Raw genomic sequence first — 24,644 nt, forward strand, 5'->3', positions numbered from 1 at the left:
GCCGCCGGCCGCCCGTCGGATGGCAGGGTGTTGTCCATGGACAGGAAGCAGGTCGCCGACTGGATCGCCGTCTACGAGCGGCTCTGGCGGACGCCGGGCACGCAGGAACTGGACACGCTCTTCACCGAGGACGCGAGCTACCAGCAGGGACCGTACTGGACGCCCGTGGTCGGCCTGCCGGCCATCGCCCGGATGTGGGAGCAGCAGCGCAAGGGCCCCGACGAGGTGTTCGAGATGACCACGGACATCGTCGCGGTCGACGGCGACACCGCGGTGTCGCGCCAGGAGGTCCGCTATGGCGACCCGGTCGACCAGGAGTACCGCGACCTCTGGATCATCCGCTTCGCTGACGACGGACGTTGCCGGTCGTTCGAGGAGTGGCCGTTCTGGCCGGGACAGCAGCCGGCCGACCCGCCGGACGGATCGTGACCGAGAAAACTCTCGCCCTGCACGACCGCTGCGACGAAGCTCAACGGCCGTGCAGGGGTGTCTGGCGGCGGCCGTCACGGTGCCGGAGCGTGGCCCAGTGCCGCCTTGACGATCCGGATGGCCTCGGTGGGGTCGATGCCGACGCTGGTGACGACCTCCGCGTAGTCGCGAGCGGCGCGGCGGGCCCGCTCACGGGCCTGCTCACCGGCGGCCGAGACGAACGAGCCGGCCCGACCGCGGGTCTCGATCAGCCCGGCCTCCTCCAGCTCCCGATATGCCCGTGCGACGGTGTTGATGGCGAGACCGAGGTCGCCCGCGAGGCGGCGGATCGTCGGCAGTCTGGTGCCGACGGCGAGCGAGCGGTCCTGGATCTGCCTCGCTAGCTGAGCCCGGAGCTGCTCGTACGGCGGCGTCGGCGAGGCCGTGTCGATGACGATCATCGGGCGGCTTCCGTGAGATCTGTCTGTCGCATGTCACGACCCCCGAATGTCGCAAGTTCTGTTTTCTCATAATGAGTCAAAGAATGCGGCAGTATCAACCTCGACGCCGGGAGCCTGGTGGTCGTCGAGATCAGCGACACCGGCGCAGTCCTGCGGATCGAACCCGTCGGGTGATCCGGCCGGGTATGCCGTCCCACGGCGGCCGGATGCGGTGGTCAGTAGCGGATCAGCCGGTGCAGCCGCAGGAACGTCTCGGTGAAGCCCAGCTTCGGCCAGGCTCGCGAGGAGAGCAGGTTGGTGACTCGCCAGTCGGTGACCACGCTGTCGAAGCCGGCGGACACCGCCCAGTCGACGACCGCGGTGCCGAGGGCCCGTCCGGCGCCGACGCCCCGGGCGTGCGGCACGACCGCCGCGAACCCGAGGAACCCGGCGTGTTCGGGGCGGGCCAGGCTCAGGTGCGAGCTCGACCTCTCCAGTGCGCAGCCGATGGCGGAGCCGATGACCTGGCCGTCCGCTTCGGCCACGAAGGTGGCGTACGCGGGGTTGTCGATGTCCGCCGCCCATTCGGCGGCGGCTTCCTCGAGCGTGCCCATCGGGCCGGCCGAGAACGTCGGCGACCGTCCCTGGTGCCGCGGCAACTCGAGATCGAGCTGGGCGAGTGCCGGGATGTCGGCCCGGGTCGCCCGACGCACCGACAGCCCGGCCGGCGTGACCGCCGCCGGTGGGGCGGCGGGTCGGATGGCGTGCGCGTGCTGCTGGCCGAAGCCCAGCCGGAACCAGGCTTGCACCAGCTCCGGGTCGTGCGCCGGCACGACGACGTAGTGTGCCGTGCGGCCCTCGTCGACCCAGCGGGTCGCGGCGAGCGCGTACAGGTCGCGCAGCACCTCGGGATCGGTGGCCGCCAGCCCGGCGGCCTCCACCCAGATGTTCGGCCCCCACAGCTGGGACGGCTTCGGCGCACCGAGGACGAAACCCACCGGTACGCCGCCGCGGTAGGCGACCGCCCCCGAGGCGTCCGGCGTCTCGTACCCGGTGGTCAGCTCGGCCAGCGTCGCGGCGGCGTCCTCGAACCGGGCGGACAGCAGCGGCTGGGCGACGCGGTGCCGGCGGTGTCGTTCGGCGAGCAATGTGGCGCAGGCAGCCAGGTCGGCGGCCGTGAACGGCCGCAGCTCGGTGCGGGGCATGGCCGGACCCTACGCGCCGCCGGTGTCGCGGTCATCCTGGTTTCGACGGCGCGGCCTCGGCGGTGACCGGCTGCCGCAGGATGGTGCGCCGTCTGTCGGGTGCGACCCTGCGGAAGTCACTGAGATAGATCTCGTGATGCCGTCCGGTCATGCGCAGCCCCTGGGCCGGGATGAACTCGTCATGCAGGTCGGCGAGCACGGCGGCTTCGTCGTCGAAGGAGCCCACGTGCAGTGTCTGTACGCATCGCCCCTCGGACAACGGTTCCAGGCGGATGTCGTCGAGGCGTACCGGCTTGTTCTTCGCTCCCGCCTGCCCGATGGCGGCGTCGAACATGGCCCGGTCGATCCAGTCCGGAACCATGAGCAGCAGGGTCCAGTTCCACAGTGACTTGTCCCGTGACGTGGTGAAGGCGGCCATGTCGTCGGCCCACCACAGGCACTCCAGTGGCGGAACGACGTAGTCGCGGCCGAGGTCGCGCTTGCTGGCGAACTTCAGCTTGTACGCCACCGGATAGAGCGCCTCGACGGCGGTGGTGAACGCGGGTGAGGTGTTCGGATCGCCGTGGCCGTCGATCATGAGGTACCGCAGGTCGGGTACGTCGACGATCCGGAACCGTCCCGGTGGTGCCCGGTAGGCGTCGATGGTCTTCCTGAAGTCGATCTTGTCTGTCATCGCGTGCCTGGACCTGTGCGCCCGGCGAAGAGGTCGACCGTCACGCGCCCAGGCTAACGACCCGGGCGACGGATTGGCGTGCTGGACCCGAAAAGCACAGTGGCAAGGAGAAGAACTCCTTGCCACTGTCAACATATACCGCACCCCGGGGATTGCGGCAAGACCCCGGTCGTGGCGCAACATCGTCCGCCGAGCGAAGGAATTGGCATACCTGGGGGATTCATGTTCGATGTGATAATCGTCGGTGGTGGGCCGACCGGCATGATGCTGGCGAGCGAATTGCGGCTACGGCACGCCAGCGTGCTCGTGCTGGACAAGGAGGCCGAGCCGCCACCGTTCGTACGGTCGCTCGGGCTGCACGTGCGCAGTATCGAGGTGATGGATCAGCGCGGGCTGTTGGAGCGGTTCCTGGAGAACGGTAAGCAGTTTCCGATCCGGGGATTCTTCGCGGGGATCGACAAACCAGCCCCCGACGGGCTGGACACCGCCCACGGATATGTGCTCGGCATTCCGCAGCCGCTCACCGACCGGCTGCTCGCCGCGCATGCGGCCGAGATGGGAGCTGAGATTTGGCGGGGCTGCGCGGCGGTCGGGTTGGCGCAGGACGACGACGGGGTGACCGTCCAGCTCGGTGACGGCAGCGCGTCGTCGGTGCGCGCGCGGTTCGTGGTCGGCTGTGACGGCGGACGCAGCACCGTTCGCAAGCTGCTCGGGGTCGGGTTTCCCGGCGAGCCGTCGCGGGTGGACACGCTGCTGGGCGAGATGGCGGCCACGGCGTCTCCGGAGGAGATCACCGAGGTGGTGACCGAGGTGCGCAGGACCGAGAAGCGGTTCGGCGTCGGGCCGTCTGGCACGCCGGGGGTGTTCCGGGTGGTCGTGCCGGCGCAGGGCGTGGTCGAGGACCGGTCGACGCCGCCGACGCTTGCCGAGTTCACGCAACAGCTACGGGCGTACGCGGGCACCGACTTCGGGGTGCATTCGCCCCGCTGGCTGTCGCGCTTCGGCGACGCCACCCGCCAGGCCGAGCGTTACCGGGTTGGACGGGTGTTCCTGGCCGGCGACGCGGCGCACGTGCACCCGCCGCTCGGCGGGCAGGGGCTGAACCTCGGGATCCAGGACGCGTTCAACCTGGGCTGGAAGTTGGCGGCGGCGATCAACGGCTGGGCGCCGGACGACCTGTTGGACACCTACGAGTCCGAGCGGCATCCGGTGGCGGCGGACGTGCTCGACAACACGCGTGCCCAGATGGAGTTGACCACCAACGAACCGGGGCCGCAGGCCGTCCGACGGTTGCTGACGCGGCTGATGGACTTCGACGACGTCAATCGGTACCTGATCGAGAAGATCACGGCGATCAGCGTCCGGTACGACCTCGGCGAGGACCATGCCCTGCTCGGGCGGCGGCTGCGTGACGTCCAGCTCACCCGCGGGCGACTGTTCGAGCTGCTGCGCTCCGGCGCCGGGCTACTGCTCGACCAGACCGGGCGGCTCTCGGTGGACGCCTGGCGTGACAGGGTGGACCACGTCGTCGACGCCAGCGAGGAACTGGACGCGCCGGCGGTCCTGCTTCGGCCCGACGGACACGTCGCGTGGGTCGGCGAGGACCAGCAGACCCTTGAGGTGGCGCTGGCCAGGTGGTTCGGTGGTGCTCACTGACGCGCACCGAGGAACGAGGAGGTCTGCATGCCGTTACCGCGCTGGCTCGCCCGGTTCAACAAGCGGGTCGTCAACCCCCGGGAGATCCGTCGGGGGGTCCGACCGGTCCTGACCCATGTCGGCAGGTCGTCCGGCAGGACGTACCAGACTCCGCTCGACGCCCATCCGCTGCCCGACGGATACCTCTTCGTGCCCCTGTACGGGCCGCGTACCGACTGGGTGCGAAACGTCCTGGCGGCGGGCACGGCGCGGCTGTCCGTCGGCGGCGAGCAGGTGCAGTTGGATGATCCCCGGTTGGTGCGCAAGCAGGAGGTCTGGTCGCTGCTCCCGGCGGGCACCAAGGCGCCACCGGGTGTCTCCGACGAGTCCGAACTGCTGCGGATGAACGTCCGGCCGGGCTGACGAGCGGACGGAGGTCGGCACCGGTCTGTCGCACGGGCCGGGCAGAATCACGTCCGTGCTGGTGGCGGTGGTCTCTGACGAGCGGGGTGGAGGAGTGCTGCACCCTCTCGACCCGGCCGGAGCGCCGCTGGGCGCGCCCGAACCGGTCGTCGACCTCGCCGCCGCGGTGGCCGCCCGCGAGCGCACCGATCGGCCGCGCTGGGTGTGGGCGTCGGGGGCCGCGCTCTACCCGACGCTGCTACGCGCCGGGGTCGCGGTGCAACGGTGCCACGACGTGGAGCTGACCGAGGCGCTGCTGCTCGGGTACGCCGGCCGGTGGGGTGAGCCGCGCGCGCTGGCGGCGGCCTGGGCGCGGCTGACCGGTGCGCCGGTGCCGGCCGATCCGCCGCCGCGCGCCGCCATCCCGCCCGGCGCGGGTCAGACCGCGCTCTTCGACGCCGTCCCGGGTCCGCCGGGTCCCGGCATCACCGCGCTGACCCGGGTGTACGCCGACCAGCTCACCCGGGTCGCGGCGACCGGTGATCCGGGACGGTTCCGGCTGCTGGTGGCGGCCGAGTCCGCCGGTGCGCTGATCGCGTCCGAGATGGGTGCGGCCGGGCTGCCCTGGCGGGCCGACGTGCACGACGCGGTGCTCGCCGAGTTGCTGGGCGAGCCCTCTCCGATGGGTGGGCCGCCGCGCCGGCTGGCGGAGCTGGCCGCGCGGATCGCCGACGCGTTCGGGGTCCGGCAGGTGCACGCGGACAGCCCGGCCGAGCTGCTGAAGGCGTTCGCCCGGGTCGGAGTGGAGCTGCCGAACACCCGCGCCTGGGTGCTGCGCGGGGTCGATCACCCGGCGGTGCCGCTGGTCCTGGAGTACAAGGAGCTGTACCGGATCTGGACGGCACACGGCCGGGCCTGGCGGGACGCCTGGGTCCGTGACGGGCGGTTCCGACCGGAGTACGTTCCGGGCGGCGTGGTGTCCGGGCGGTGGGCCACCCGGGGTGGCGGCGCGTTGCAGATCCCGAAGGTGATCCGCCGGGCGGTGGTGGCCGACCCGGGCTGGCGGTTCGTGGTGGCCGACGCCGGGCAACTGGAGCCACGGGTCCTGGCGGCCGTCTCCGGTGACGTCCGGCTCGCCGCCGCCGGGGCAACCGGTGATCTCTACGCCGCGCTGGCCCGGGACGCGTTCGACGGCGACCGGGCCCGGGCCAAGCTGGCGCTGCTCGGCGCCATGTACGGGCAGACCGGCGGGGCGGCGGTCCCGGCCCTGGCGGTGCTGCGACACAGCTACCCGACCGCGTTCGACCACGTCGAGACGGCGGCACGGACCGGGGAGGCCGGCGGGTTGGTGCGCTCCTGGCTGGGGCGGACCTGCCCGCCGGGTACGGGGGGATTCGGTGCCGACGACGCCCCGGTGGACCCGGACGATGCCGGTGGCGTCCAGTCGCCGCGCGCCCGGGCGGCCCGGTCCCGGGGCCGGTTCACCCGCAACTTCGTCATCCAGGCGACCGCGGCCGAGTGGGCGTCCACCCTGCTCGCGGTGCTCCGCGGCGAGTTGGCCGGCAGCCCGGCCGAGCTGGTCTTCTTTCAACACGACGAGGTGATCGTGCACTGCCCGGCGGAGCAGGCCGCGCAGGTCGCCGAGGCGGTCGACCGGGCCGGTCGGCGCGCCACCACGCTGCTGTTCGGGGACACACCGGTCCGCTTTCCGTTGGATCTGTCCATCGTCGAGTGTTACGCCGACGCGGCGTGATCGCTCTCGACCAACCGCCGACCGCGTACGCCGGCAAGAAATGTTCACCTTGATTTCGTGGTCCGTGCATCTTCGAACAACCGGGAATTAGCCCACTCGAAAAGGCGTCGCCCGCTGTTTTGGCGTACGCCCGCGGTATGTCACCCTGGCTCCGCAAAACGTGACCACGTCGATCGACGTGATGTCGATGCCAGGGAGGCGGCATGGCCAGACGCGTCTATCTGCACATCGGTGCGCCGAAAACGGGAAGCACCTATGTGCAGAACGTGCTCTGGAACAACAGTGCCGCCCTGGCGGACGCCGGCATTCTGTTGCCGGCCAGTGCGGCGGCGCACGACCACGCGATGGCGGATCTGCGCGCGGCGCCCTGGCGGGACAGTGACGCCTACTGGACGTGGGACCGGCTGGCCGAGAAGGTACGCGATTGGCCCGGTGACGCGATCATCAGCAACGAAGGGCTGGGCGCGGCGACCGATGCCCAGGCCGCCCGGGCGGTGCAGAGCCTGGAGGCCGCCGAGGTCCACGTCATCGCGGCCGGCCGTGACCTGTGGCGGACGTTCCCGTCCTTCTGGCAGCAGAGCGTCCGGGCGCGCAGCGGCTGGCGGTTCGGGGCCTTCCTGCGCGCCGTCGAGGAGGGCAGGGCCAACGCCTTCTGGCACAACCACACCGCACCGGCCATGCTGCGCCGCTGGGGCGACCTGGTCCCCGCGCAGCACCGGTACCTGGTGACGGTTCCGCCGCCCGGCGCACCGAGGGACCTGTTGTGGCAACGGTTCGCCGGCATCCTGGGCATTCCCGACGGGCTGTGCGAGCTGGCCGAACCCACCTCGAACCCGTCGCTCGGCGCGGCCGAGATCGAACTGCTCCGCCGGGTCAACCTGGCGTTGGGCGACAGGTATCCGCTGCGGACGCCGTACCAGAAGGTGGTCCACCGGCACCTGGTCGACGCCGTGCTCAAGCGGCGCGAGGGGGTGTCGTTCGGCGTCGGTCTGGACCGGGCCGACTGGGTGCGGGAGCTGGCCGAGCAACAGATCAAGGAGCTTCAGGACTATCCGTGTCGGATCGTCGGTGACCTCGACGAGCTGCGGCCCATCGCGATGCGGGAGAGCCTCAGCCCCGACGAACTGAGCGAGGACCAGTTGCTCCAGGTCGCCGTCGAGACCATCGTCGGCATGCTGGACAACGCCGACACCCTCAGTCAGCGGCTGGAGGACCAGCCCGACAACGTGAACGTCCTCGCCCGGCTGCGGACCCGCGCGGCCGGTGGCGTCAAGCGCCGGCTGCGGCTGGCCACCCGTCGCGAGCCGTGACCCGGCGTGCTCTCGGCATCTGTCCGACCCGCGCCACGCGACGGGCGGTGTCACCCATTGTGTGTCCCAGCCAGGTAGAGCTGAGCGGACAGCCGAGGATCTCCGTGCTGGTCGCGTGTGCGGACGTGGGCCGAGAGATGTCCGTGCAGTCCGGATAGATACCCAATTTACACCAAATGCCCCGCCACTCTCCTCCGACCGCTGTCGTTGCAAACGGTGTGCGTAGGACGGGAGGGTCGGGGTCACGTGGCCCCGACCGCTCCCACGCTGGAGGGAGCGCAGCTCTGAACCGGATCGCAGGAATGATCATCGCTGCGGGGGGTGGCCGTCGGATCGGCGGGCCGGAGGCCCTGCTGCACCAGGGCGGCAAGCCGCTGGTCGACCAGATGATCGACACGCTGACGGAGGCGGGCTGCGGGCAGATCGTGGTCGTCCTCGGTGCCGCGGCCGACCAGGTCCGCGAGACCGCCGACCTGAGTCGCGCCACGGTGGTGGTCAACCGCGCCTGGGGTACCGGCGTGGGTTCGTCCATCCGGGCCGGCCTGGCCGGCATCGACGACGACCGGGTCGAGGCGGCGGTGGTGGTGCCGGTGGACATGCCGGGGCTCACCGCCGCGGCGGTCCGTCGGGTAGCCGCGTTGCCCTTCCCCGACGTGCTGGTCTGTGCCACCTACAACGGCCTACGCGGTTACCCGATGCTGTTCGGCCGCCGACACTGGCCGGGCATCGCCACCCTGGCCAGTGCCGATGTCGGCGCCCGCCCGTACCTGTTGGCGCACAAGGACCAGATCGTCGACATCGCCTGCGACGCGGTCGCCGACGGCAGCCGCGTCGACACCCCCGAGCTGATGGCCCTGTACGGCCTAACCGTCCCCGAACAACGCGTCGGCGTCTGACCACCCACCCTTTCCGGTGGTTGATCATGAGGTTGGCGGCAGGTTGAAGATCAGAGAGTGCCGCCAACCTCATGATCAACAGGGCTGGGTGGGGGCGACCGGTCAGGGTGTGGGCAGGTCGAACAGGTCGGCGGCGGCCTGCCAGCAGACCGTCCGCAGCCAGTCGTCGCCCAGGTCGAGCCGGGCCAGGCCGGTCAACTGGTCGGCGTACGGGTAGGGGATGTTGGGGAAGTCGCTGCCCAGTAGCACCTTGCCGGCCAGCCCCAGCGCACGCAGTCGGGGCAGTTCGTCGGCGGGGAAGGGCACGAACCGGTCGAAGAAGGGCGTGAACGCCATCGTGGTGTCCAGGCGTACCCGCTCGTGCCGGTCGGCGAGATCCAGGAAGGCGGAATAGTCCGGAGCACCCAGGTGGGCGACGATCGCGGGCAGCCGGGGGTGCCGGGCGAGCAGTGCGGCGAACGGCTCCGGCCCGGTGTGCGCGGTGCCCACCGGCGCGTGCCCGGCGTGCACGACCACCGGCACGCCGGCCTCGGTGAGCAGGTCCCACACCGGCGCCAACGCCGCGTCGGTGGGGGCGAAACCGCCGACCTGGACGTGCACCTTGAACACCCGGGCACCGGCGTCGATCGCCTCGGCGACGTAGCGCGGCGCCGTCGGCTCGGGGAAGAAGGTGGCCGAGGGCAGGCATCCAGGGGTGTCGCGGGCGAAGTCCAGCGTCCACCGGTTCAGTTGCTCCGCCATGCCGGGCCGGTGGGCGTACGCGAGCGCGCTGAACGCCCGTACCCCCAGCCGACGGAGGTGGTCGACCCGTTCGGCGTCGCTCCACCGGTAGCGGATCGGCCACTCCAGCCCCACCAGCGGGCCGGCCGAGTCGAAGTACTCCCACACCCGGCGGCGCAGCCTCGGCGGCAGGAAGTGCACGTGCACGTCGGCCAGACCGGGCAGGCCGAGCCGTTGCCAGAACCGTGGCACCACCTCGTCGGCGGCCACGATCACCGGGTCGACGGCTTCGACACTCACAGGTCGAGGTTGAACTTCTGCAGCACCGAGGGAGCGACCAGCCCGACCGCGGCCAGCACCGACACGACGGTCAGCGCGGTGCGGACCACGACGATCTCGGTCTTGCCGCCGGCCCGCAGCGCGATGCTGTCGGGCAGGCTGATCGGTGTCCACATCCGGCGTTTGATCGGAATCGGCCACAGGATCGGTACGCCGGCCCGGGTGATCATGTCACCGATGATATGCACGAAACAGCCCACGCCGACGGCCAACCCGATCATCGGATAACCCCGGTCGCCGGGCAGGTTCGCGGCGGTGAACGAGGCCGCGCCGGCCGAGACCAGGGTGACGATGACCCAGCCCGCGCGCTCGGCCCACTCGTCGAACAGGCCCCGCAGGGCGAGACCGATCATGAAGAACAGGATGCCGATGACCGCCCACTTGCCGTACCGCGCGCAAAGTGTGGTGGTGCCCCAACCCACCAGCACCGTGAACGGGATGGTGTGGGTGAGCGTCCGGTGACCGTTGCTGCGCTTGGGATCGCGGCTGAGCTTGGTGGCGTAGTAGACGCCGAGCGAGACCTTCTCCACCACCTCGGCGATGAACAGCGAGAAGACGCCGAACGTGCGGGCCACGGTGGCGCCACCCTGGTTGCGGGTGACCTTGCCGGACAGGTCGAGATCGGGCAGCAGCGCCCCACCGGCGCAGACGGCGGTGCCGACGGCCAACGCCAACGGCGACTGCTCGTAGTCGTAGAAGTGCTGTAGCGCCCAGGACCCGCTCAGCCATACCGCCGCGCCAGACAGCGCGTGCGACGGTCCCATCATCTCGGCTCGCCCTCCCCAGGGATCTTGAGCGCCAAAACTACGCCACTGTAGTTCGCGGCGGCGCCGCAGGGGGACCATCCTCGTCGTCCACTTCGGACAGTTATCGGAGTCGGTCGGTGGGCCGCGCCGACCACCAGGGAGTATGGCAGCGCGTAGCGGTCGGTCGGCACGATCTGTCGGCCATGGGACGCGGTGTCGCCCGAGGCCCGCGTGGGTGTCGGTGGGGCGGGTTACCGTCCTGGCCGACGCAGTCGTGGCGGGAGGCGACCGCCTACCTCTATGTCTCCGACGTCGACGCGCTGCACGCCGAGTGGGCCGCGTCAGGTGTCGAGGGTCGGCTGACCGGTCCCCGCAACACCCCGTACGACCTGCGCGAGTTCGCTTTCGTCGATCCCGACGGCACGCTGCACCGGGTGGGCTCGCCGATTGCCCCTGCGGTGTCAGGCGGTTGACGTTGGTGGCGGTGTTGCCGCCTGTCGCTACGCTGAGTTGACCCATGCCGTTCGGCTCTCCGGCGCCAGGAGGTCTCATGGTTCTCTACCGGGACATCGAGATCGGTCGGCGGTTCCTCGTCGACGTCCTCGGCTTCGAGGAGAAGGCGGTCGAGACCGACGAGACCGGTGTCGTCCATCGGGTCGACCTCTCGCTGGGCTACTACGACCGGATCACGATCGGTCAGGCCGGCGCCGGTCCGAACGGACCGGCTGCCTCCGGTGGGGCGCACCACAGATTCACGATCGGTAACAATTGCTGGGAGGTGGAGACCCTCCTGGAACGGGTGCGAGCGGCCGGTGCCCCGGTCATGGACGTTCTCACCGACGAAATCTTCGGCGACTGTGCGTTCACCACCGAAGACGCGGAGGGTAACCGCTGGACCATCAGCGGCGTCGTGGCGCTCACCGGCTGACACCGGTTGCCGTGCTCCAGCTAGCGGCTGGGCCGGAAGCCGAGCCGGACAGTGGCCAGCTGGCTCGCCGCAGTCGGCCAATCCCGCTCGTGCGTGATCCAGCCCAACGTCCAGGATCGATCCCGCGCCGAACCGTCCGGCACGATCTGCGTGGCGCGCAGCCGGTCACCGTGCGGTGTCAGCCAACTGAACTCCCACTCGATCGCGTCGCCGACCCGACCGAGCCGGAACTCCTGGTAGCCCGGCAGGGTGCCGCCGGCCAGCTCCCGATCCCGCACCGCCCGCAGTCGAGCCGTCGGCTCGGTGGTGGCGTCCGCGCTGTCCGCCACGGTGAACGCGCGACCGGTGGCCGGATCCTGGAAGCAGGCCACGTCGTCCTCGCGGGAGTGCCGCCAGTTGGCCGGCAACGCCACCCGGAAGCCGTCGGCGTCGGCATGCCACACCCACCCGGCGGGCGGCCGGAATCCGTCGACCGGCCGGGGTGGGGCGGAGCGTAGCGAGGCACCGTCCACCCATGGCCGGACGCAGGGTAGCGGTGGAGGGACGAAGCCGCCGGGTGGCGGGCCGGGCGGGCGTCGCCCGTCGCGCGGGAACGGGTTGTCGGGTCCGGGCGCGCCCACGTCGTACGACTGAGGGCTGCCCGGCTCCGAGGACTGGTCCGCGCCCGTGCCGACCACCGTGAGGGCGGTGCCGATCCCGGCCGCCATGGCGACCAGCACCGCGACCGCCGCCAGGGCCCAGGGCCGGGCCCCGGCATCCCGGCGCGGCATGCCCGTCGAGTTGCCGGCGGACGACGTGGGTGACGGGGAGCCGCCGATCCGGTCCGAGTCGTGCCCGCTGGTCTGGTCCGGCTCGTCCCGGTGACTCCGGTCCGCGTCGTGCCGGTGGGCCCGGTCCGGCTCCTCCCGGTGGGTCTGGTCCGGATCGTGCGGGGTCTGGTTCTTCTGCCCGACCGGCGGTCGGGTCGCCTCGTCGGCAGTCGGGTGCCCGGCCGGCTCACGACGGGGCGAGGTGGCTGCCGTCGCCGGAGCGGCTGCGGCCCCGAGCGACGCGGCGGTGCCGGCGGGCGACGAGCCGGCCGTGGGCAGCGAAGTGGTCTGCTCACCCGGCCGGGCGGGCTCGTGGGCGGGCCCGGCCGCGGCCAGCAGCCGGCGGCGCGTCTCGGCGTGGTCGGTGCGGTGCGCGGGGTCGCGACGCAGCAGCCCGGCCAGCGCCGCCGACAGCGGCCCGGCGTGCGGCGCCGGGTCCGGTGGTGCGGCGGCCAGCGCGCTCAGCGTCGCCATGGCCGTGCTGCGGGCGTACGGGGCGCGGCCCTCGACCGCGGCGTGCAGGGTGGCGCCGAGCGACCATAGGTCGGCGTGCTCGCTGGACACCCCCTCGGCGGCCCGTTCCGGCGCGACGTACTGCGGCGAGCCCAGGATGGTGCCGGGCCCGGTCATCGTCTGATCGCCGCCGTCGAACACGGCCAGCCCGAAATCGGTGAGCAGCACCCGGCCGTCGTCGGCGACGAGGACGTTCGCCGGCTTGACGTCGCGGTGCAGCACCCCGGCGTCGTGCGCCGCCCGCAACGCGTCCAGCAGCGCCAGACCGATCCGAGCGGCCCGCTGCGGCGGCAGCGGCCCGTCGGCGTCGAGGAGGTCCTGGAGGGTGCGCGACGGCACGTACTCCATCACGATCCACGGCACGTCGGCCTCGGAGACCACGTCGTAGACGCGGACCACGTTGGGGTGGTTGAGCCGCGCCGCGGTGCGCGCCTCACGCAGGGTGCGGGCCCGCAACTGGTCCAGCTCGTCCCCGCCGAGCCAGGCCGGCAGCACCACCTGCTTGATCGCCACCTGGCGGTGCAGCAGCTCGTCCTCGGCCCGCCACACCGTCCCCATCCCGCCGCGCCCGACCTGATCGAGCAGCCGGTACCGGCCGGCGATCACCGCTCGCACATCGCTCCCATCCGCCGCGATTCGGCGTACACCCCCAGGGTCTGGTCGACGCCTTCGGTCAAACCGTGGACGTCGACACCGACCCTAGCCAGCGGATCGGAATTCACCTATCCGGCCGGTCCATTCAGGAGGCGGCCCCGCCCACCGAGAGGAGGTTGCCGTCCGGAATGGCGATCGTCTGCCGGCGCGCGGGCAGCTCGGCGGCGACGCGCCGGGGCTGCGGCGCGACGTGCTCGCGGCGGGCCGCGGCGTACGTGTCGGCGGTGCGGGCGGCGATGGTGGCCCAGCCGTACCGTCGGCCGACCATGCTGCGTGCCTGGCGGGCGACCCGGCGGGCGAAGACCTCGTCGCCGAGCAGCTGCCCCACGGCACCGGCCAGCGCTGACGGGTCGCTGTGCGGGAAGGTGACGCCGGTGACGCCCGGCTCGACGATCTCGGCCAGCCCGCCGGTGCGGGCCACGGCCAGCGGTGCGCCGGCCGCCGCCGCCTCCAACGCCACCATGCCGAAGGGTTCGTAGAGGCTGGGCACCACCGTCGCGTCGGTGGCGCCGAGCACCGCCGGCAGTTGGGTGTTGTCGAGGAAACCGGTGAAGCGGACGGTGCCGCCGAGCCCGAGCTGACGGGTCCGGTCCTCCAACTCGCCCCGGTAGGGGCCGTCTCCGGCGATCAGCACCCGCAGCCCGGGATGCCGCGCGCGCAGCTTCGGCACCGCGTCGACCAGGTGCTGTACGCCCTTCTCGTAGACCAGCCGGCCGGCGTACCCGACCAGCGGACCGTCCCCGGCGAAGCGGGCGCGGGCCGAGGCGACCGCGCGGGGCCGGGCCCGCCAGGCCCGGTCGTCGACGCCGTTGGGCACCACGTCGACGCGGTGCCCGGGGGTGTCGAACAGCGTGGTGACCTGATCGCGCATGTAGCCGGAGCAGGCGATGACCCGGTTCGAGGCGTTGCTCAGCCAGTGCTCCACGCCGTGGATGGTGCGGTTCATCTCCTCGGGGAGCCAGCCTTGGTGTCGGCCGGCTTCGGTGGCGTGGATGGTCGTGACGAGGGGGAGGTCGAGGTGGTCGCGCAGGGTGATGGCGGTGTGGGCGACGAGCCAGTCGTGGGCGTGGATGACGTCGTAGGTTTCGGTGGCGACTGCTCGCAGGGCGGCGCGGGTGAGGGTGTGGTTGAAGGCCATGGTCCAGGCCAGGAGTGAGTTGGTGGCGAGGGGAAAGGTGACGGGGTCCTCGGCGGCGCGGATGACCCGGACGCCGTCGACGTATTCCTCCAGGGGGGCGCCGTCGGTGTGGCGGGTGACGACGGTGACCTGGTGACCGGCGGCGGCCAGGGCCACCGACAGGGCGTGCACGTGCCGACCCAGCCCACCCACGAGCACCGGCGGGTACTCCCACGACAGCATCAGCACCCGCTGCGAGCGTGCGGGGTTGATGTCGATCACGTCGGCGTTCGGTGACATGCGCGCCCCCTTTGAGTTGTCTCCGCGCACCCCTGGGAAGCCCTCTGACGGGTGGCGTTCGCGTTGCGGCCGGATCGGGACCAATCCTGGTCGTAGCTGGCTAACCAGCGGAGACGTAACCGTTGCGGGGGTGTAAAGCGCTACCGGCGGACGCGCAGCAACTCCGCGACCGACCACGCCTGGAAGGGGCACCCGGTGGCGGTGTGCGGGGCCGTGCCGTCGGCGGTCTCGCTGACCGAACCGAGGCCGTACTCGCTCAGGTGCGCCTCCAGACCGATGAACAGGTCGTCGACCGGTAGCCCGGCCCGCCGGACGGCGTCGGCGTACGGGCCGATCAGCCACGGCCAGACCGTGCCCTGGTGGTACGCGGTGTCCCGCTCGGCCGGTCCGCCCCGGTGCCGGCTGAGGAAGCCGGGACAGTCCGGGGACAGGCTGCGCGGGCCGAGCGGGGTGAGCAGGCCCGCGCCGAGGTGACCCAGCGCCTCGACGTCCGGCTCCATCGGCGCGAACGGCAGCGACCAGGCCAGCAGCTGGTTGGGACGGAGCAGGTCGTCGTCGTGGTGGGCCGCGCCACCGAGCGGGTACGCCGGTGCGGGCGCGTCGACCACGTCGTGCAGCCAGCCGGCCGGGGTGGGGAAGCGGTCCCGGAACGCCTTCACCGCCCGCTCGTGCAGCCGGTGCAGTCCGTCGGCGTCCTGTCCGGCCAGCTCGGCCAGTTCGGCGATCCCGGCCACCCCGTTGATCCACAGGGCGTTGACCTCGACCGGCTTGCCGTGCCGCGGCGTGACCGGCACTCCGTACACCCGGGCGTCCATCCAGGTGAGCGCGGCCCCGGGGGCACCGCAGGTGAGCAGTCCGTCGGCCGGGTCGACGGCGATGCCGTACCGGGTGCCGGCCACGTGCGCATCGACCACCGCGCGCAGCGCCGGCAACAGCTCGTCGCCGAGGTCGGTATCGCCGGTGACGGTGACGTGCCGGCTGACCGCGTGCAGGAACCACAACGTGCCGTCGACGGTGTTGTACTCGACCCGCCCGGTGTCGGCGGTGTTGGCGAGCATCCCCTCCGACAGCGTCGCCGCGTACGAGCGCAGCAGCTCGCGGCCGAGGTCGGCCCGGCCGGTACGCAGGAACAGCCCCTCGTACGAGATCATCGTGTCCCGGGACCAGGCGCCGAACCACGGGTAGCCGGCCACCACGTCCGGCCCGGCGGCGGTACGCACCACGAACGCGTCGGCGGCGAGCGCCAGGGTCGCCCCGACCGCGTCGGCCGGCCTGGCCGCCGCGACCACCTGCCGGTTGCGGTGCCGCGCCGCCGCCACCACCTGCGGCCCCGGCGGCGGTTCCTGCTCCAGGTTTGTCGCCCAGGCCAGCACCGACAGCGTGTCCCCGGGGCGGTGCAGGGTGTCGCGGAACTGGCCCGCGTACCACAGGTCCTCCTCCGGGTGCAGGCCCCGGGCCGCCTCCTCGCGGTGGTAGACGCCCCGCCACCAGTGGCCCTGCGGCGACCAGCCGGGCCCGGACAGCCGGTACGCCTCCTCGATCACGGCACCGCCGTCGACCGGGTCCATCCGCAGGGCTGGCCCGTCGCCGCGCCGCTCGCCGTGCGCGTCCCGCCAGGTGCAGGCGGCGGCCAGTTCCAGCTCGACCGGCCCACCGCTGACCAGCCGATGCACCACCGCGACACAGGAACGGCCGGGCAACATGGCCAGCTCACGCTCGATCACCACGTCACCGACCCGCCACCGCCAGCGCGGCAGCCCGTCGGCCAGGTCGAAGCGTTCCAGCAGTTCGAAGCCGCGCGGGTCCACGTCACCGGAGACCCACTCGTGCGCGCCGAGGCGCACCCGGGCACCGGACGGCAGCAGCACCGCCGGATCGAGGCTCACCAGTCCCACCCTGCGGGAGGCCGGCGTTTCCCCCGGGACCACCAGCAGCCCGTGGTAGCGGCGGGTGCGCAATCCACCGACGGTGCCCATCGCGAATCCGCCCAGGCCGTCCGGCACCAGCCATTCACGGCTGGCGGCGCTGGTCAGCTCGCCGCAGACCTGCGAACCGTAGCGAATCTCGATCAACTTTCCTCCGTGGCGGCGAGGTGTAACACGACACGACGACAATGGCCGCTGTGGTGAAGTACCCCGGCGGCGTCGAAGATGTTCAGGTGATCAATGACGGTTCGCCCTCCGCCCCCGACCTCGAGCGGATCCGGCTCGCCCAGGCCGATGCCGGGGAGCAGGACTGGCGCGCATGGGGTCCCTATCTGTCCGAGCGGGCGTGGGGGACGGTACGGGAGGACTACAGCGAGCACGGCACCGCCTGGGACTACTTTCCCCACGACCATGCGCGGTCCCGAGCCTACCGGTGGTCCGAGGACGGCATGGCGGGCGTGTGCGACGACCGGCAGACGTTCTGTTTCGCCCTCGCGCTGTGGAACGGACGGGATCCGATCATCAAGGAGCGGATGTTCGGCCTCGGTGGCGACGGCGGCAACCACGGCGAGGACGCCAAGGAGTACTGGTGGTACGAGGACTCCACCCCCACCCACTCCTGGATGCGGTGGCGCTACCACTATCCGCAGGCCGCCTTCCCGTACGACGAGCTGGTCGCGGTCAACGGCCTGCGCGGCCGGGACGACACCGAGTACGAGCTGGTCGACACCGGCATCTTCGACGAGGACCGGTACTGGGCGGTGACCGTCGACTACGCCAAGGCCGGCCCGACCGACATGTGCGTCGTGGTGACCGTGGCCAACCGGGGCGAGGAGGCCGACCGGCTGCACGTGCTGCCGCACCTGTGGTTCCGCAACACCTGGGCGTGGGGGCTGCCCGGCGGTGACCGGGTGCCCCGGATCGTCGGGACCGGGCGGCGGCTCGTCGGCGAGCACTGGGTGCTCGGTCAGATCATGCTCGAAGGCGACGGCGACCCGACGCCGCTGCTCTGCGACAACGACACGAACGCCGAGCGGCTGTGGGGGCTGCCGAGTCGTACCCCGTACCCGAAGGACGGCATCAACGACCACGTGGTCGACGGGGCGGAGACGGTGAACCCGCAGCTGGAGGGCACCAAGGGGGCGCTGCACTACGTGCTGGACGTGCCGGCCGGCGAGCAGCGGCGGATCCGGCTGCGGCTGACCCGTACCGCCCCACCGCCGGGCGGCGGCGAGCCGGCGCCGGCCGACCTCGGCGACGGCTTCGACGCGGTGGTGTGGGCCCGTCGCGCCGAGGCGAACCGGTTCTTCGACGCGGTCATCCCGGCCGCGGCCAGCGCCGACGAGGCACTGATCGCGCGGCAGGCCATCGCCGGGCTGATGTGGGGCAAGCAGTTCTACCACTTCGACGTCAAACGGTGGCTGGAGGGCGACCCCGGCTCGACCCCGCCGGCCGGTCGCCGGTACGGGCGCAACAGCCACTGGTGGCACATGACCAGCTTCGACGTGATCTCCATGCCGGACCCGTGGGAGTACCCGTGGTACGCCGCCTGGGATCTGGCCTTCCACTGCGTGAGCATCGCCCGGGTCGACCCCGGCTTCGCCAAGGAACAGCTGCTGCTCCTGCTGCGGGAGTGGTACCTGCACCCCAACGGGCAGATTCCGGCGTACGAGTGGGCCTTCGGCGACGTCAACCCGCCGGTGCACGCCTGGGCGGCGTTGAAGGTGTTCGAGATCGACGGCAGCCGGGACCACGACTTCCTGGCCCGGATGATGCACAAGTTGCTGATGAACTTCACCTGGTGGGTCAACCGCAAGGACACCGGCGGCAACAACGTCTTCGAGGGCGGGTTCCTCGGGCTGGACAACGTCGGCCCGTTCGACCGCTCGGCGGCGCTGCCGGTGGCCGGGGTGCTGGAGCAGTCCGACGGCACCGGCTGGATGGCGATGTACGCGCTCAACCTGCTGGACATCGCCATCGTGCTGGCCGAGCACGACCGCACCTGGGTGGACACCGCGACGAAGTTCTTCGAACACTTCGCGTACATCGCGGCGGCCGCGTACGACCAGGGGTTGTGGGACGACGAGGACGCGTTCTTCTACGACGTGCTGCGGCTGGCCGACGGCACGAAGGTGCCGTTGAAGGTGCGCTCGGTGGTGGGTCTGCTGCCGCTGGCCGCGGTGACCCGACTGACCGCGCGGACCCTGCACCGGCTGCCCGAACTGGGTGCCCGGCTGCGGTGGTTCCTCACCAACCGGCCCGAGTACGCCTCGGTGGTCGGCGCGCGGCGGCTCGGCCCGGACGGGCGGCAGCAGCGGCTGCTGTCCATGTGCGGCCCGGAGCAGGTGGTGCGGTTGCTCGCCCGGATGCTGGACACCGACGAGTTCCTCTCCGAGTACGGGCTGCGGACGCTGTCCCGCGCCCACCTGGACAAGCCGTTCGCGGTGACCCTGGGCGGGCAGGAGTTCTGCGTCGGCTACGAGCCCGCCGAGTCGACGAGCGGCCTGTTCGGCGGCAACTCCAACTGGCGCGGTCCGATCTGGATGCCGACCAACTTCCTGCTCATCAGCGCGTTGCGGGACTACGCCGCGTTCTTCGGCGACGACCTCCAGGTGGAGTACCCGACCCGCTCCGGGGTGAAGAAGACCCTCGACGAGATCGCCGACGACCTGTCGGCGCGACTGATCGCGTTGTTCACCCGCGACGGCTGGGGCCGCCGGCCGATCTACGGTGCGGCGCAGTTGTTCCAGACCCACCCGGACTGGCGTGACCTGATCGCGTTCCCGGAGTACTTCCACGGCGACAACGGCGCCGGCCTGGGCGCCTGGCACCAGACGGGCTGGACCGCCCTGGTCGCCGACCTCATCCTCACCCTGCGCCGCTGACCGGGTCGCCGCCTTCAGTCGCCAATCCGTCGTGACGCGATGACCCTGCGTGACGTGGGGCTAGCATCGGCGGCGTGTCCGGAGCAGACGAACCAGGCACCGGGCGGGACGGCGACGCCATCGTCACCACCGCCTGGCAGCTGGCCGAGGCCGAGGGCCTGGCCGCGGTGACCACCCGCCGGCTCGCCGAACGTGCCGACGTCGACCTCGGTGCCCTCTACCAGCGTTTCGCCGATCGGGACGCGGTGGTGGCCGCCGTCGCGGTGCGGGGCTTCGCCGACCTGGCCGCCGCGCTGACCGGCGCGCGCGAAGCGGTCGACCGCCCGACGGAGATCTGGCCGGCGGTGACGGCGGCCTACCTGGACTTCGCGTACGCCAATCCCGAGGTCTACGACGCGATGTTCGCCCATACCCCGGAGCTGACCCTCGGTGCGGAGCAGGTCCCCGAGACGGTCGCGGCCACCTTCGGTGAACTGCGCACCGCGCTGACGGCACTGGCCGCCGGCCGCGACCCCGACATCCTCGCCGAGCTGGGCTGGAGCCTGCTGCACGGCATGGTGATGCTCACCCGCGGCGGCCGCCTACGCCCCGAGACCCAGGACCACCGCGAACACCTCCTCAGCACCAACCTCTTCAACCCCCACTGACCACCCCACCCGCCCGGCCCCCCTCGGCCCGGTGATCAAGAAGTTTGGGTCGGATTTCGTCGGCGGGAACGACGCAAACCTCTTGATCAACCGGGAGAGGGTGGGTGGGGGTGGGTTGTGGGGGGTGGGGTGGGGGCGTAGGTTGGCGGGCACGCCGATCGAGTGGAGAGGAGGTCAGAACAATGTCCGATGTTCTGCGCCCCGTCCGCGGCCCGGCGTCCACGCGGATCTGACCCGGGGCGTCGCTGTCCCGGAGGATCTGCCATGACCGATCTGGTCGTCCGCCCGCTCGTCGCGGGCGAGGAAAAGCTGTTCGACTCGATGCCCGACCCGTTGCCGCAACTGCGACAGATCAGCTACGCCGACGGGATCGCCGGTGGCGGCTACCGGCCGGAGCACACCTTCGTCGCGCTGCGCGGCGACCGGGTGGTGGGGCGCGCCGCGTGGCTGCTGCTGCCCGGTTCCGTCGGTGAACCGTGGCTGGAACGCTTCGACCTGGATCTCAAGCCGTTCGCCGGTGCCGCGCGGCCGGCCGACGCAGCCGGGTCGGTCGACACGGCGTCGGAGATCGGTGCGGTGTTGCTGCGCGCCGCACACGACGCGCTGGGTGGCCCGAAGGTGTACCACGCGGCGCTGCCGGCGTACTGGCGTCGGCAGCCCGAGGCGCGGGCGGTCGCCGAGGCGACGATGGCTGCGGCCCGGCTCGCGGGACTGGTCGAGCGGGGAGAGCGGATCAGATTCAGTTGGGCGGGTGGGCCGTTGCCGGCTCCGTCCGGCCGGTTCTCCTTCCGCTCCGCCCAGGACGCTGCGGAGATCGGGGCGCTGGTGGCGCGGATCGGCGAGCCGGTCGTGCTGACCGGTGCCGAGACCGCCCGGGTGGTGGCCGGAGTGGACCTGGCCCGCGATCCGCTGGCCTGGTTGACCGGTACGCCGCTCGGCAACTGGCGTGTCGCACTGCACGGCGACGAGCCGGTGGGGCTGGCGGGGCCGACGGCCGACGCCTGTTTCCCGATGATCGCCTACCTCGGTCTGCTGGACGAGTCGGTGTTGGGTGAACTGCTGGCCGACGCGGTCGCGGCGTTGGCCGGCGGCGGGGCGTACGAGGTGGTCGCCGACGTGGACGCGCACCGGGTGGCGGTGGTGGCGGAGCTGGAGCGGACCGGCTTCCGGCGGATCCGCTCCCGGGTGGTCTTCACGCCGGCCTGAGCCGACGATCGTCTGCATTCCAGTGACTCGACACGACGGCACGACGGTCACTGGAATGCAGACGATCAAGGACGGGGCCGCCGTTATCGGGTCGTCGGGCGGGTGGGTGGTCGTCTAGTGTCCGCGAGGTGACGCATGGGGTAGCCATCGAGCCGGGACGGGTGCTGGTCTTCGACGCCGACGACACCCTCTGGGAGAACAACGTCGTGTTCGAGCGGGTGATCGACGACTTCCTGGAGTGGTTGGACCATCCCACGCTGGACCGGGTGCAGCTGCGGGCCGTGCTGGACGACATCGAGCGGGCCAACGCCGTCACCCACGGGTACGGCAGCAAGGTCTTCCTGCGCAGTCTGCGGGACTGCCTGGAACGGCTGCGCCAGCGTCCGGCCACCGAGGCGGAGCGCCGGGAGATCGACGAGCTGGCGGTGGCGCTGGTGACGCACCAGGTCGAGCTGATGCCGGGAGTGGCCGACGCCTTGGACGAGTTGGCCGGCCGGCACGAGCTGCTGTTGCTGACCAAGGGCGAGCGTGCGGAGCAGCAGCGCAAGCTGGATGCCTGCGGGCTGTTGCACCACTTCTCCGCCGCGCACATCGTGACGGAGAAGAACGTCGAGACGTACCGGTGGCTGGCCGGGCGGCATGCCCTGGATCCGGGCCGCGCCTGGATGATCGGCAACTCGCCACGCTCGGACATCCTGCCCGCCCGGGCCGCCGGCTGGAACGCGGTGTTCATCCCGAACGCGAACACCTGGGTGCTGGAGCACGACGAGTTGGATCCGGCGGACGCCGGTGTGCTGCACCTGGACGCCTTCCCGGACCTGCTGCGTCACTTCTGACCACCGCCAGCGGCGCAAGCAGCGACGCCACCAGCGCACGTCGCGGGTACGACGCCGATCAGCGTCGGAGATGGGTGCGGCGTTACGTCGAACTGCCGGGATTGTGCCCGGGTGGGAATAGTGCGGGCTGGGACTCGCCGGACCTTGTTCGCTGCCGGCGGCGGTGCCTAGCCTCGGCTGCGGCGTCGCGGTTCCCCCGGGGTGGGCCGGGCGCCGTTGTCCGGATGTGGGGCACCGTGGAGCTGAGTGCGGGCGGGTCGGTTGCCGTGCTGGGGCTGGCCGGTCCGCCGTACGGCGCTCAGCAGGCCCGCCGTCCACATCCGGGCGGGGTCAGGACCGGAGCCGGTGGGCCCGGTCCTGACCCGGACCAGGTCGGGGCGAACGGAGTCGCGTCCGTCAGGTGATCTCGCCGCGCACGATGGCGACCGCCACCCGGCACAACTCGTCCATGTCCGGTTCGAAGCCGGCCGCGATGTCGGGGTGCAGGCCGGCCCGGGTCTCGTCGAGCAGCCGCTGGCACACCTGCTCCACCGGCTCGCCGGCGTAGCTGTCGCGCACCCGGTCGGCGGCCACCTGCAGGGCAGAGGTCAGCTGCTCCTCCAGCGGCCCGCGCAGTTTCTCCTGCACCGGGTCGTGGGGATCCAGCGTGACGTGTGGCTCCGACATTGGTGCTCCCTTCGTCGGCGGCTGCGGTACCCCACCGCTGCCGTCGGTCAAACCCCGTCCGGCACGGCCGCGACGCGCACCTGGTACGAGAACTCCTCGGCTGGCTGTTCCAGGTAGGACAGCCGGCGGATCTGCTTGTCGTCGTCGTAGAGTGCGACGTCGACAAGCACGCCGAGGTGCGCCAGCCCGATGCTGGCGACCCGCTTCTTGTCCTGGAGCACCGCGCACACCCCACCCAGCAGGGTGCTGGCGTCGGAGGTGCGGTGCCCGGGAGGGCAGCGCAGGGTCAGGTCGATCTCGATCGGGCCGGACAGTGGCGTCCAGCCGGTCTCCTGCGCGGCCGCGCAGGCGGCCTGCAACAGGGCGCGTACCCTCGTCGCCTGCCGGTGCCCGGCGGCGAAGATGGAAAGCGCTTCGGTCTTGACCGGTGGCAGGCCGCTCACCTCGAACGTCAGGGTGAGAGCGCGGGTGTCCTGCACCACGGCGGCACCTCCTCGTTGGGGACGATCCTGCCCAACCGGTAACCGGTGAGGGGCTGTTCCCGCGAGAACCAACCGATCGGGCGGGTCGGGGTCGGCCGGTGGCGTATCGACGGCGACGGCGTACGCGCTGGCGGCGAAGCTTGTTAAACGCTAGTCCACCTGACGGTCGCCCGGTAGCACCGGCCGGTCAGTCCCCCGGTGGGAAAGCGCAGAATTCGTTGCCCTCCGGGTCGGCCAACACCCACCAGGACACCGCGTCGTCCGGCTCCCGCAGCAGGGTGGCTCCGGCCCGGATCAGTGCGGACGGCTCGGGGTCGGTCAGGTCGACGTCCCAGTGCATCCGGTTCTTGACGCTCTTGCGCTCCGGCACCGGGTCGAAGACCCAGTGGTCCCAGGGGAAGCCGGCCGCGCCGTTGACCGAGGCGTACCCCTGCTCGCTGACCTCGACCTCGCCGCCGACGATGCCGGCCCACCAGGTGGCCTGGGCGCTCGGGTCGGCGGAATCCACCACCAGCTCGAACGGCCCCGGGCGGGACTCGTCTCCGGGAGCGAACGCGCAGAACAGGTTGCCGTCGGGGTCGGCCAGCACCCACCAGCTGATCTCCGAGTCCGGCTCGCGGACCAGCCGCGCGCCGGCTTCCAGCAGCGCCGCCGGGCTCGCCTCGGCCAACCGCAGGTCGAGGTGTACGCGAGTCTTGGCGGTACGCGGTTCGGGCACCCGGTTGACCCAGATCGATTCCGCGCTGGCACCGGTGGGTGGGTCGACCCGGGTGTCGCCGTCACCGACGTCGACCAGCTCACCGTGCAGAATCCGGGCCCAGAACCCGCCGAGGGCGTGCGCGTCGGCGGCGTCGAGACAGAGGTCCTTGAAGCGTGCGATCATCCGCCGATCATGCCGGCCGGCACCGACATCCGCCTTCGAAAGGCCGCTGTCCCGGCCGCGAATCGACATGTGGTGGCGGCCGACGGCAGGGCGGTCCGGAAGCATGACGTGGGCCACACGCTTCGGTGTTTAGCGCGTCTCGGCTCGGGCAGGTTTCGCGGCTCCACCGGTCGGGCAGTGTTCCAGCCACGAAACGCAGGGGTGCGAATCCGCAGGTCACACGCCCTGGCCGTCTCGCCGTGCGCCGGGGCACGGAGTCCTCCCCG

Annotated in this window: 23 protein-coding genes; 12 read left to right on the top strand and 11 right to left on the bottom strand. The window is 71.7% G+C overall.

Annotated features, from left to right (window positions below):
• The first annotated feature begins 36 nt into the window (after nucleotides 1-36).
• A complete protein-coding gene (locus O3597_RS06835; RefSeq protein ID WP_164448194.1) occupies nucleotides 37-429 on the top strand; it encodes a nuclear transport factor 2 family protein in 393 nt (130 codons plus the stop codon).
• A 74-nt stretch (nucleotides 430-503) separates the two neighbouring features.
• Here the strand turns inward: O3597_RS06835 and O3597_RS06840 are convergent, their stop codons facing one another.
• The 3 genes from O3597_RS06840 to O3597_RS06850 all read right to left on the bottom strand — a co-directional run bounded on the left by O3597_RS06840 (nucleotide 504) and on the right by O3597_RS06850 (nucleotide 2,726).
• The gene (locus tag O3597_RS06840; protein ID WP_164448193.1) at nucleotides 504-869 is read right to left on the bottom strand and encodes a GntR family transcriptional regulator; all 366 of its coding nucleotides are present in this window, start codon (nucleotides 867-869) and stop codon (nucleotides 504-506) included.
• Between the two features lie 215 nt (nucleotides 870-1,084).
• A complete protein-coding gene (locus tag O3597_RS06845; RefSeq protein ID WP_164448192.1) occupies nucleotides 1,085-2,053 on the bottom strand; it encodes a GNAT family N-acetyltransferase in 969 nt (322 codons plus the stop codon).
• A 31-nt stretch (nucleotides 2,054-2,084) separates the two neighbouring features.
• Nucleotides 2,085-2,726, bottom strand: coding sequence for a GyrI-like domain-containing protein (locus O3597_RS06850; protein ID WP_281603548.1), 642 nt, complete (start codon nucleotides 2,724-2,726; stop codon nucleotides 2,085-2,087).
• Nucleotides 2,727-2,948: 222 nt separating this feature from the next.
• Between O3597_RS06850 and rox the strand changes: the two genes are divergently transcribed.
• From rox to O3597_RS06875, 5 genes are all read left to right on the top strand, one after another.
• The gene (gene rox / locus O3597_RS06855; protein ID WP_281603549.1) at nucleotides 2,949-4,382 is read left to right on the top strand and encodes a rifampin monooxygenase; all 1,434 of its coding nucleotides are present in this window, start codon (nucleotides 2,949-2,951) and stop codon (nucleotides 4,380-4,382) included.
• A gap of 27 nt (nucleotides 4,383-4,409) precedes the next feature.
• Nucleotides 4,410-4,784: a nitroreductase family deazaflavin-dependent oxidoreductase gene (locus O3597_RS06860; protein ID WP_281603550.1), complete on the top strand. Its 375-nt coding sequence runs from the start codon at nucleotides 4,410-4,412 to the stop codon at nucleotides 4,782-4,784.
• Between the two features lie 25 nt (nucleotides 4,785-4,809).
• On the top strand, nucleotides 4,810-6,516 hold the full coding sequence (locus O3597_RS06865; RefSeq protein WP_281604494.1) for a bifunctional 3'-5' exonuclease/DNA polymerase: 1,707 nt from the start codon (nucleotides 4,810-4,812) through the stop codon (nucleotides 6,514-6,516).
• A 203-nt stretch (nucleotides 6,517-6,719) separates the two neighbouring features.
• Nucleotides 6,720-7,826 (top strand): hypothetical protein, encoded by a 1,107-nt coding sequence (locus O3597_RS06870; protein ID WP_164448188.1) that lies wholly within the window; start codon nucleotides 6,720-6,722, stop codon nucleotides 7,824-7,826.
• A 302-nt stretch (nucleotides 7,827-8,128) separates the two neighbouring features.
• Nucleotides 8,129-8,722 carry an NTP transferase domain-containing protein gene (locus O3597_RS06875; protein WP_164448187.1) on the top strand — a complete coding sequence of 198 codons (594 nt, stop codon included), beginning with the start codon at nucleotides 8,129-8,131 and terminating at the stop codon, nucleotides 8,720-8,722.
• Between the two features lie 102 nt (nucleotides 8,723-8,824).
• On the opposite strand, the gene O3597_RS06880 is transcribed toward O3597_RS06875, so the two are convergent.
• A complete protein-coding gene (locus tag O3597_RS06880; RefSeq protein WP_281604495.1) occupies nucleotides 8,825-9,718 on the bottom strand; it encodes an amidohydrolase family protein in 894 nt (297 codons plus the stop codon).
• 20 nt (nucleotides 9,719-9,738) lie between these two features.
• Nucleotides 9,739-10,548 (bottom strand): metal-dependent hydrolase, encoded by an 810-nt coding sequence (locus O3597_RS06885; RefSeq protein WP_164448186.1) that lies wholly within the window; start codon nucleotides 10,546-10,548, stop codon nucleotides 9,739-9,741.
• A 182-nt stretch (nucleotides 10,549-10,730) separates the two neighbouring features.
• On the opposite strand from O3597_RS06885, the gene O3597_RS06890 reads away from it, so the two are divergent.
• A complete protein-coding gene (locus O3597_RS06890) occupies nucleotides 10,731-11,000 on the top strand; it encodes a hypothetical protein (RefSeq protein WP_281603551.1) in 270 nt (89 codons plus the stop codon).
• Nucleotides 11,001-11,077: 77 nt separating this feature from the next.
• Nucleotides 11,078-11,455, top strand: coding sequence for a VOC family protein (locus O3597_RS06895; protein WP_281603552.1), 378 nt, complete (start codon nucleotides 11,078-11,080; stop codon nucleotides 11,453-11,455).
• Between the two features lie 20 nt (nucleotides 11,456-11,475).
• Here O3597_RS06895 and O3597_RS06900 read toward each other — a convergent pair whose 3' ends face one another.
• From O3597_RS06900 to O3597_RS06910, 3 genes are all read right to left on the bottom strand, one after another.
• On the bottom strand, nucleotides 11,476-13,383 hold the full coding sequence (locus O3597_RS06900; RefSeq protein ID WP_281603553.1) for a serine/threonine-protein kinase: 1,908 nt from the start codon (nucleotides 13,381-13,383) through the stop codon (nucleotides 11,476-11,478).
• A gap of 133 nt (nucleotides 13,384-13,516) precedes the next feature.
• Nucleotides 13,517-14,848, bottom strand: coding sequence for a glycosyltransferase family 4 protein (locus O3597_RS06905; protein ID WP_164448184.1), 1,332 nt, complete (start codon nucleotides 14,846-14,848; stop codon nucleotides 13,517-13,519).
• Nucleotides 14,849-14,988: 140 nt separating this feature from the next.
• Nucleotides 14,989-16,920 carry an amylo-alpha-1,6-glucosidase gene (locus tag O3597_RS06910; protein WP_281603554.1) on the bottom strand — a complete coding sequence of 644 codons (1,932 nt, stop codon included), beginning with the start codon at nucleotides 16,918-16,920 and terminating at the stop codon, nucleotides 14,989-14,991.
• Between the two features lie 41 nt (nucleotides 16,921-16,961).
• On the opposite strand from O3597_RS06910, the gene O3597_RS06915 reads away from it, so the two are divergent.
• The 4 genes from O3597_RS06915 (at nucleotide 16,962) to O3597_RS06930 (ending at nucleotide 22,347) form a co-directional block, all read left to right on the top strand.
• The gene (locus O3597_RS06915; RefSeq protein ID WP_281603555.1) at nucleotides 16,962-19,658 is read left to right on the top strand and encodes a glucosidase; all 2,697 of its coding nucleotides are present in this window, start codon (nucleotides 16,962-16,964) and stop codon (nucleotides 19,656-19,658) included.
• Between the two features lie 74 nt (nucleotides 19,659-19,732).
• Entirely contained in the window at nucleotides 19,733-20,305 is a 573-nt protein-coding gene (locus O3597_RS06920) for a TetR/AcrR family transcriptional regulator (protein WP_164448181.1), read from the top strand.
• A gap of 264 nt (nucleotides 20,306-20,569) precedes the next feature.
• Entirely contained in the window at nucleotides 20,570-21,511 is a 942-nt protein-coding gene (locus O3597_RS06925) for an acetyltransferase (RefSeq protein ID WP_164448180.1), read from the top strand.
• Between the two features lie 161 nt (nucleotides 21,512-21,672).
• Nucleotides 21,673-22,347: an HAD family hydrolase gene (locus O3597_RS06930; protein WP_281604496.1), complete on the top strand. Its 675-nt coding sequence runs from the start codon at nucleotides 21,673-21,675 to the stop codon at nucleotides 22,345-22,347.
• 396 nt (nucleotides 22,348-22,743) lie between these two features.
• Here the strand turns inward: O3597_RS06930 and O3597_RS06935 are convergent, their stop codons facing one another.
• The 3 genes from O3597_RS06935 to O3597_RS06945 all read right to left on the bottom strand — a co-directional run bounded on the left by O3597_RS06935 (nucleotide 22,744) and on the right by O3597_RS06945 (nucleotide 24,378).
• A complete protein-coding gene (locus tag O3597_RS06935; protein ID WP_093407224.1) occupies nucleotides 22,744-23,013 on the bottom strand; it encodes a hypothetical protein in 270 nt (89 codons plus the stop codon).
• Nucleotides 23,014-23,060: 47 nt separating this feature from the next.
• Nucleotides 23,061-23,492 (bottom strand): hypothetical protein, encoded by a 432-nt coding sequence (locus O3597_RS06940; RefSeq protein ID WP_164448380.1) that lies wholly within the window; start codon nucleotides 23,490-23,492, stop codon nucleotides 23,061-23,063.
• Nucleotides 23,493-23,682: 190 nt separating this feature from the next.
• Entirely contained in the window at nucleotides 23,683-24,378 is a 696-nt protein-coding gene (locus O3597_RS06945) for a VOC family protein (RefSeq protein WP_281603556.1), read from the bottom strand.
• Nucleotides 24,379-24,644: the final 266 nt, after the last annotated feature.

Source organism: Verrucosispora sp. WMMA2044 (assembly GCF_027497155.1).
Taxonomy (GTDB): domain Bacteria; phylum Actinomycetota; class Actinomycetes; order Mycobacteriales; family Micromonosporaceae; genus Micromonospora; species Micromonospora palythoicola.

Excerpts from the sequence above, each read along its gene's own strand:
- O3597_RS06835 (WP_164448194.1), top strand. The coding sequence starts at position 37 with ATGGACAGGAAGCAGGTCGCCGACTGGATCGCCGTCTACGAGCGGCTC.
- O3597_RS06840 (WP_164448193.1), bottom strand. The coding sequence starts at position 869 with ATGATCGTCATCGACACGGCCTCGCCGACGCCGCCGTACGAGCAGCTC.
- O3597_RS06845 (WP_164448192.1), bottom strand. The coding sequence starts at position 2,053 with ATGCCCCGCACCGAGCTGCGGCCGTTCACGGCCGCCGACCTGGCTGCC.
- O3597_RS06850 (WP_281603548.1), bottom strand. The coding sequence starts at position 2,726 with ATGACAGACAAGATCGACTTCAGGAAGACCATCGACGCCTACCGGGCA.
- rox (WP_281603549.1), top strand. The coding sequence starts at position 2,949 with ATGTTCGATGTGATAATCGTCGGTGGTGGGCCGACCGGCATGATGCTG.
- O3597_RS06860 (WP_281603550.1), top strand. The coding sequence starts at position 4,410 with ATGCCGTTACCGCGCTGGCTCGCCCGGTTCAACAAGCGGGTCGTCAAC.
- O3597_RS06870 (WP_164448188.1), top strand. The coding sequence starts at position 6,720 with ATGGCCAGACGCGTCTATCTGCACATCGGTGCGCCGAAAACGGGAAGC.
- O3597_RS06875 (WP_164448187.1), top strand. The coding sequence starts at position 8,129 with ATGATCATCGCTGCGGGGGGTGGCCGTCGGATCGGCGGGCCGGAGGCC.
- O3597_RS06885 (WP_164448186.1), bottom strand. The coding sequence starts at position 10,548 with ATGATGGGACCGTCGCACGCGCTGTCTGGCGCGGCGGTATGGCTGAGC.
- O3597_RS06890 (WP_281603551.1), top strand. The coding sequence starts at position 10,731 with ATGGGACGCGGTGTCGCCCGAGGCCCGCGTGGGTGTCGGTGGGGCGGG.
- O3597_RS06895 (WP_281603552.1), top strand. The coding sequence starts at position 11,078 with ATGGTTCTCTACCGGGACATCGAGATCGGTCGGCGGTTCCTCGTCGAC.
- O3597_RS06905 (WP_164448184.1), bottom strand. The coding sequence starts at position 14,848 with ATGTCACCGAACGCCGACGTGATCGACATCAACCCCGCACGCTCGCAG.
- O3597_RS06915 (WP_281603555.1), top strand. The coding sequence starts at position 16,962 with ATGGCCGCTGTGGTGAAGTACCCCGGCGGCGTCGAAGATGTTCAGGTG.
- O3597_RS06925 (WP_164448180.1), top strand. The coding sequence starts at position 20,570 with ATGACCGATCTGGTCGTCCGCCCGCTCGTCGCGGGCGAGGAAAAGCTG.
- O3597_RS06935 (WP_093407224.1), bottom strand. The coding sequence starts at position 23,013 with ATGTCGGAGCCACACGTCACGCTGGATCCCCACGACCCGGTGCAGGAG.
- O3597_RS06945 (WP_281603556.1), bottom strand. The coding sequence starts at position 24,378 with ATGATCGCACGCTTCAAGGACCTCTGTCTCGACGCCGCCGACGCGCAC.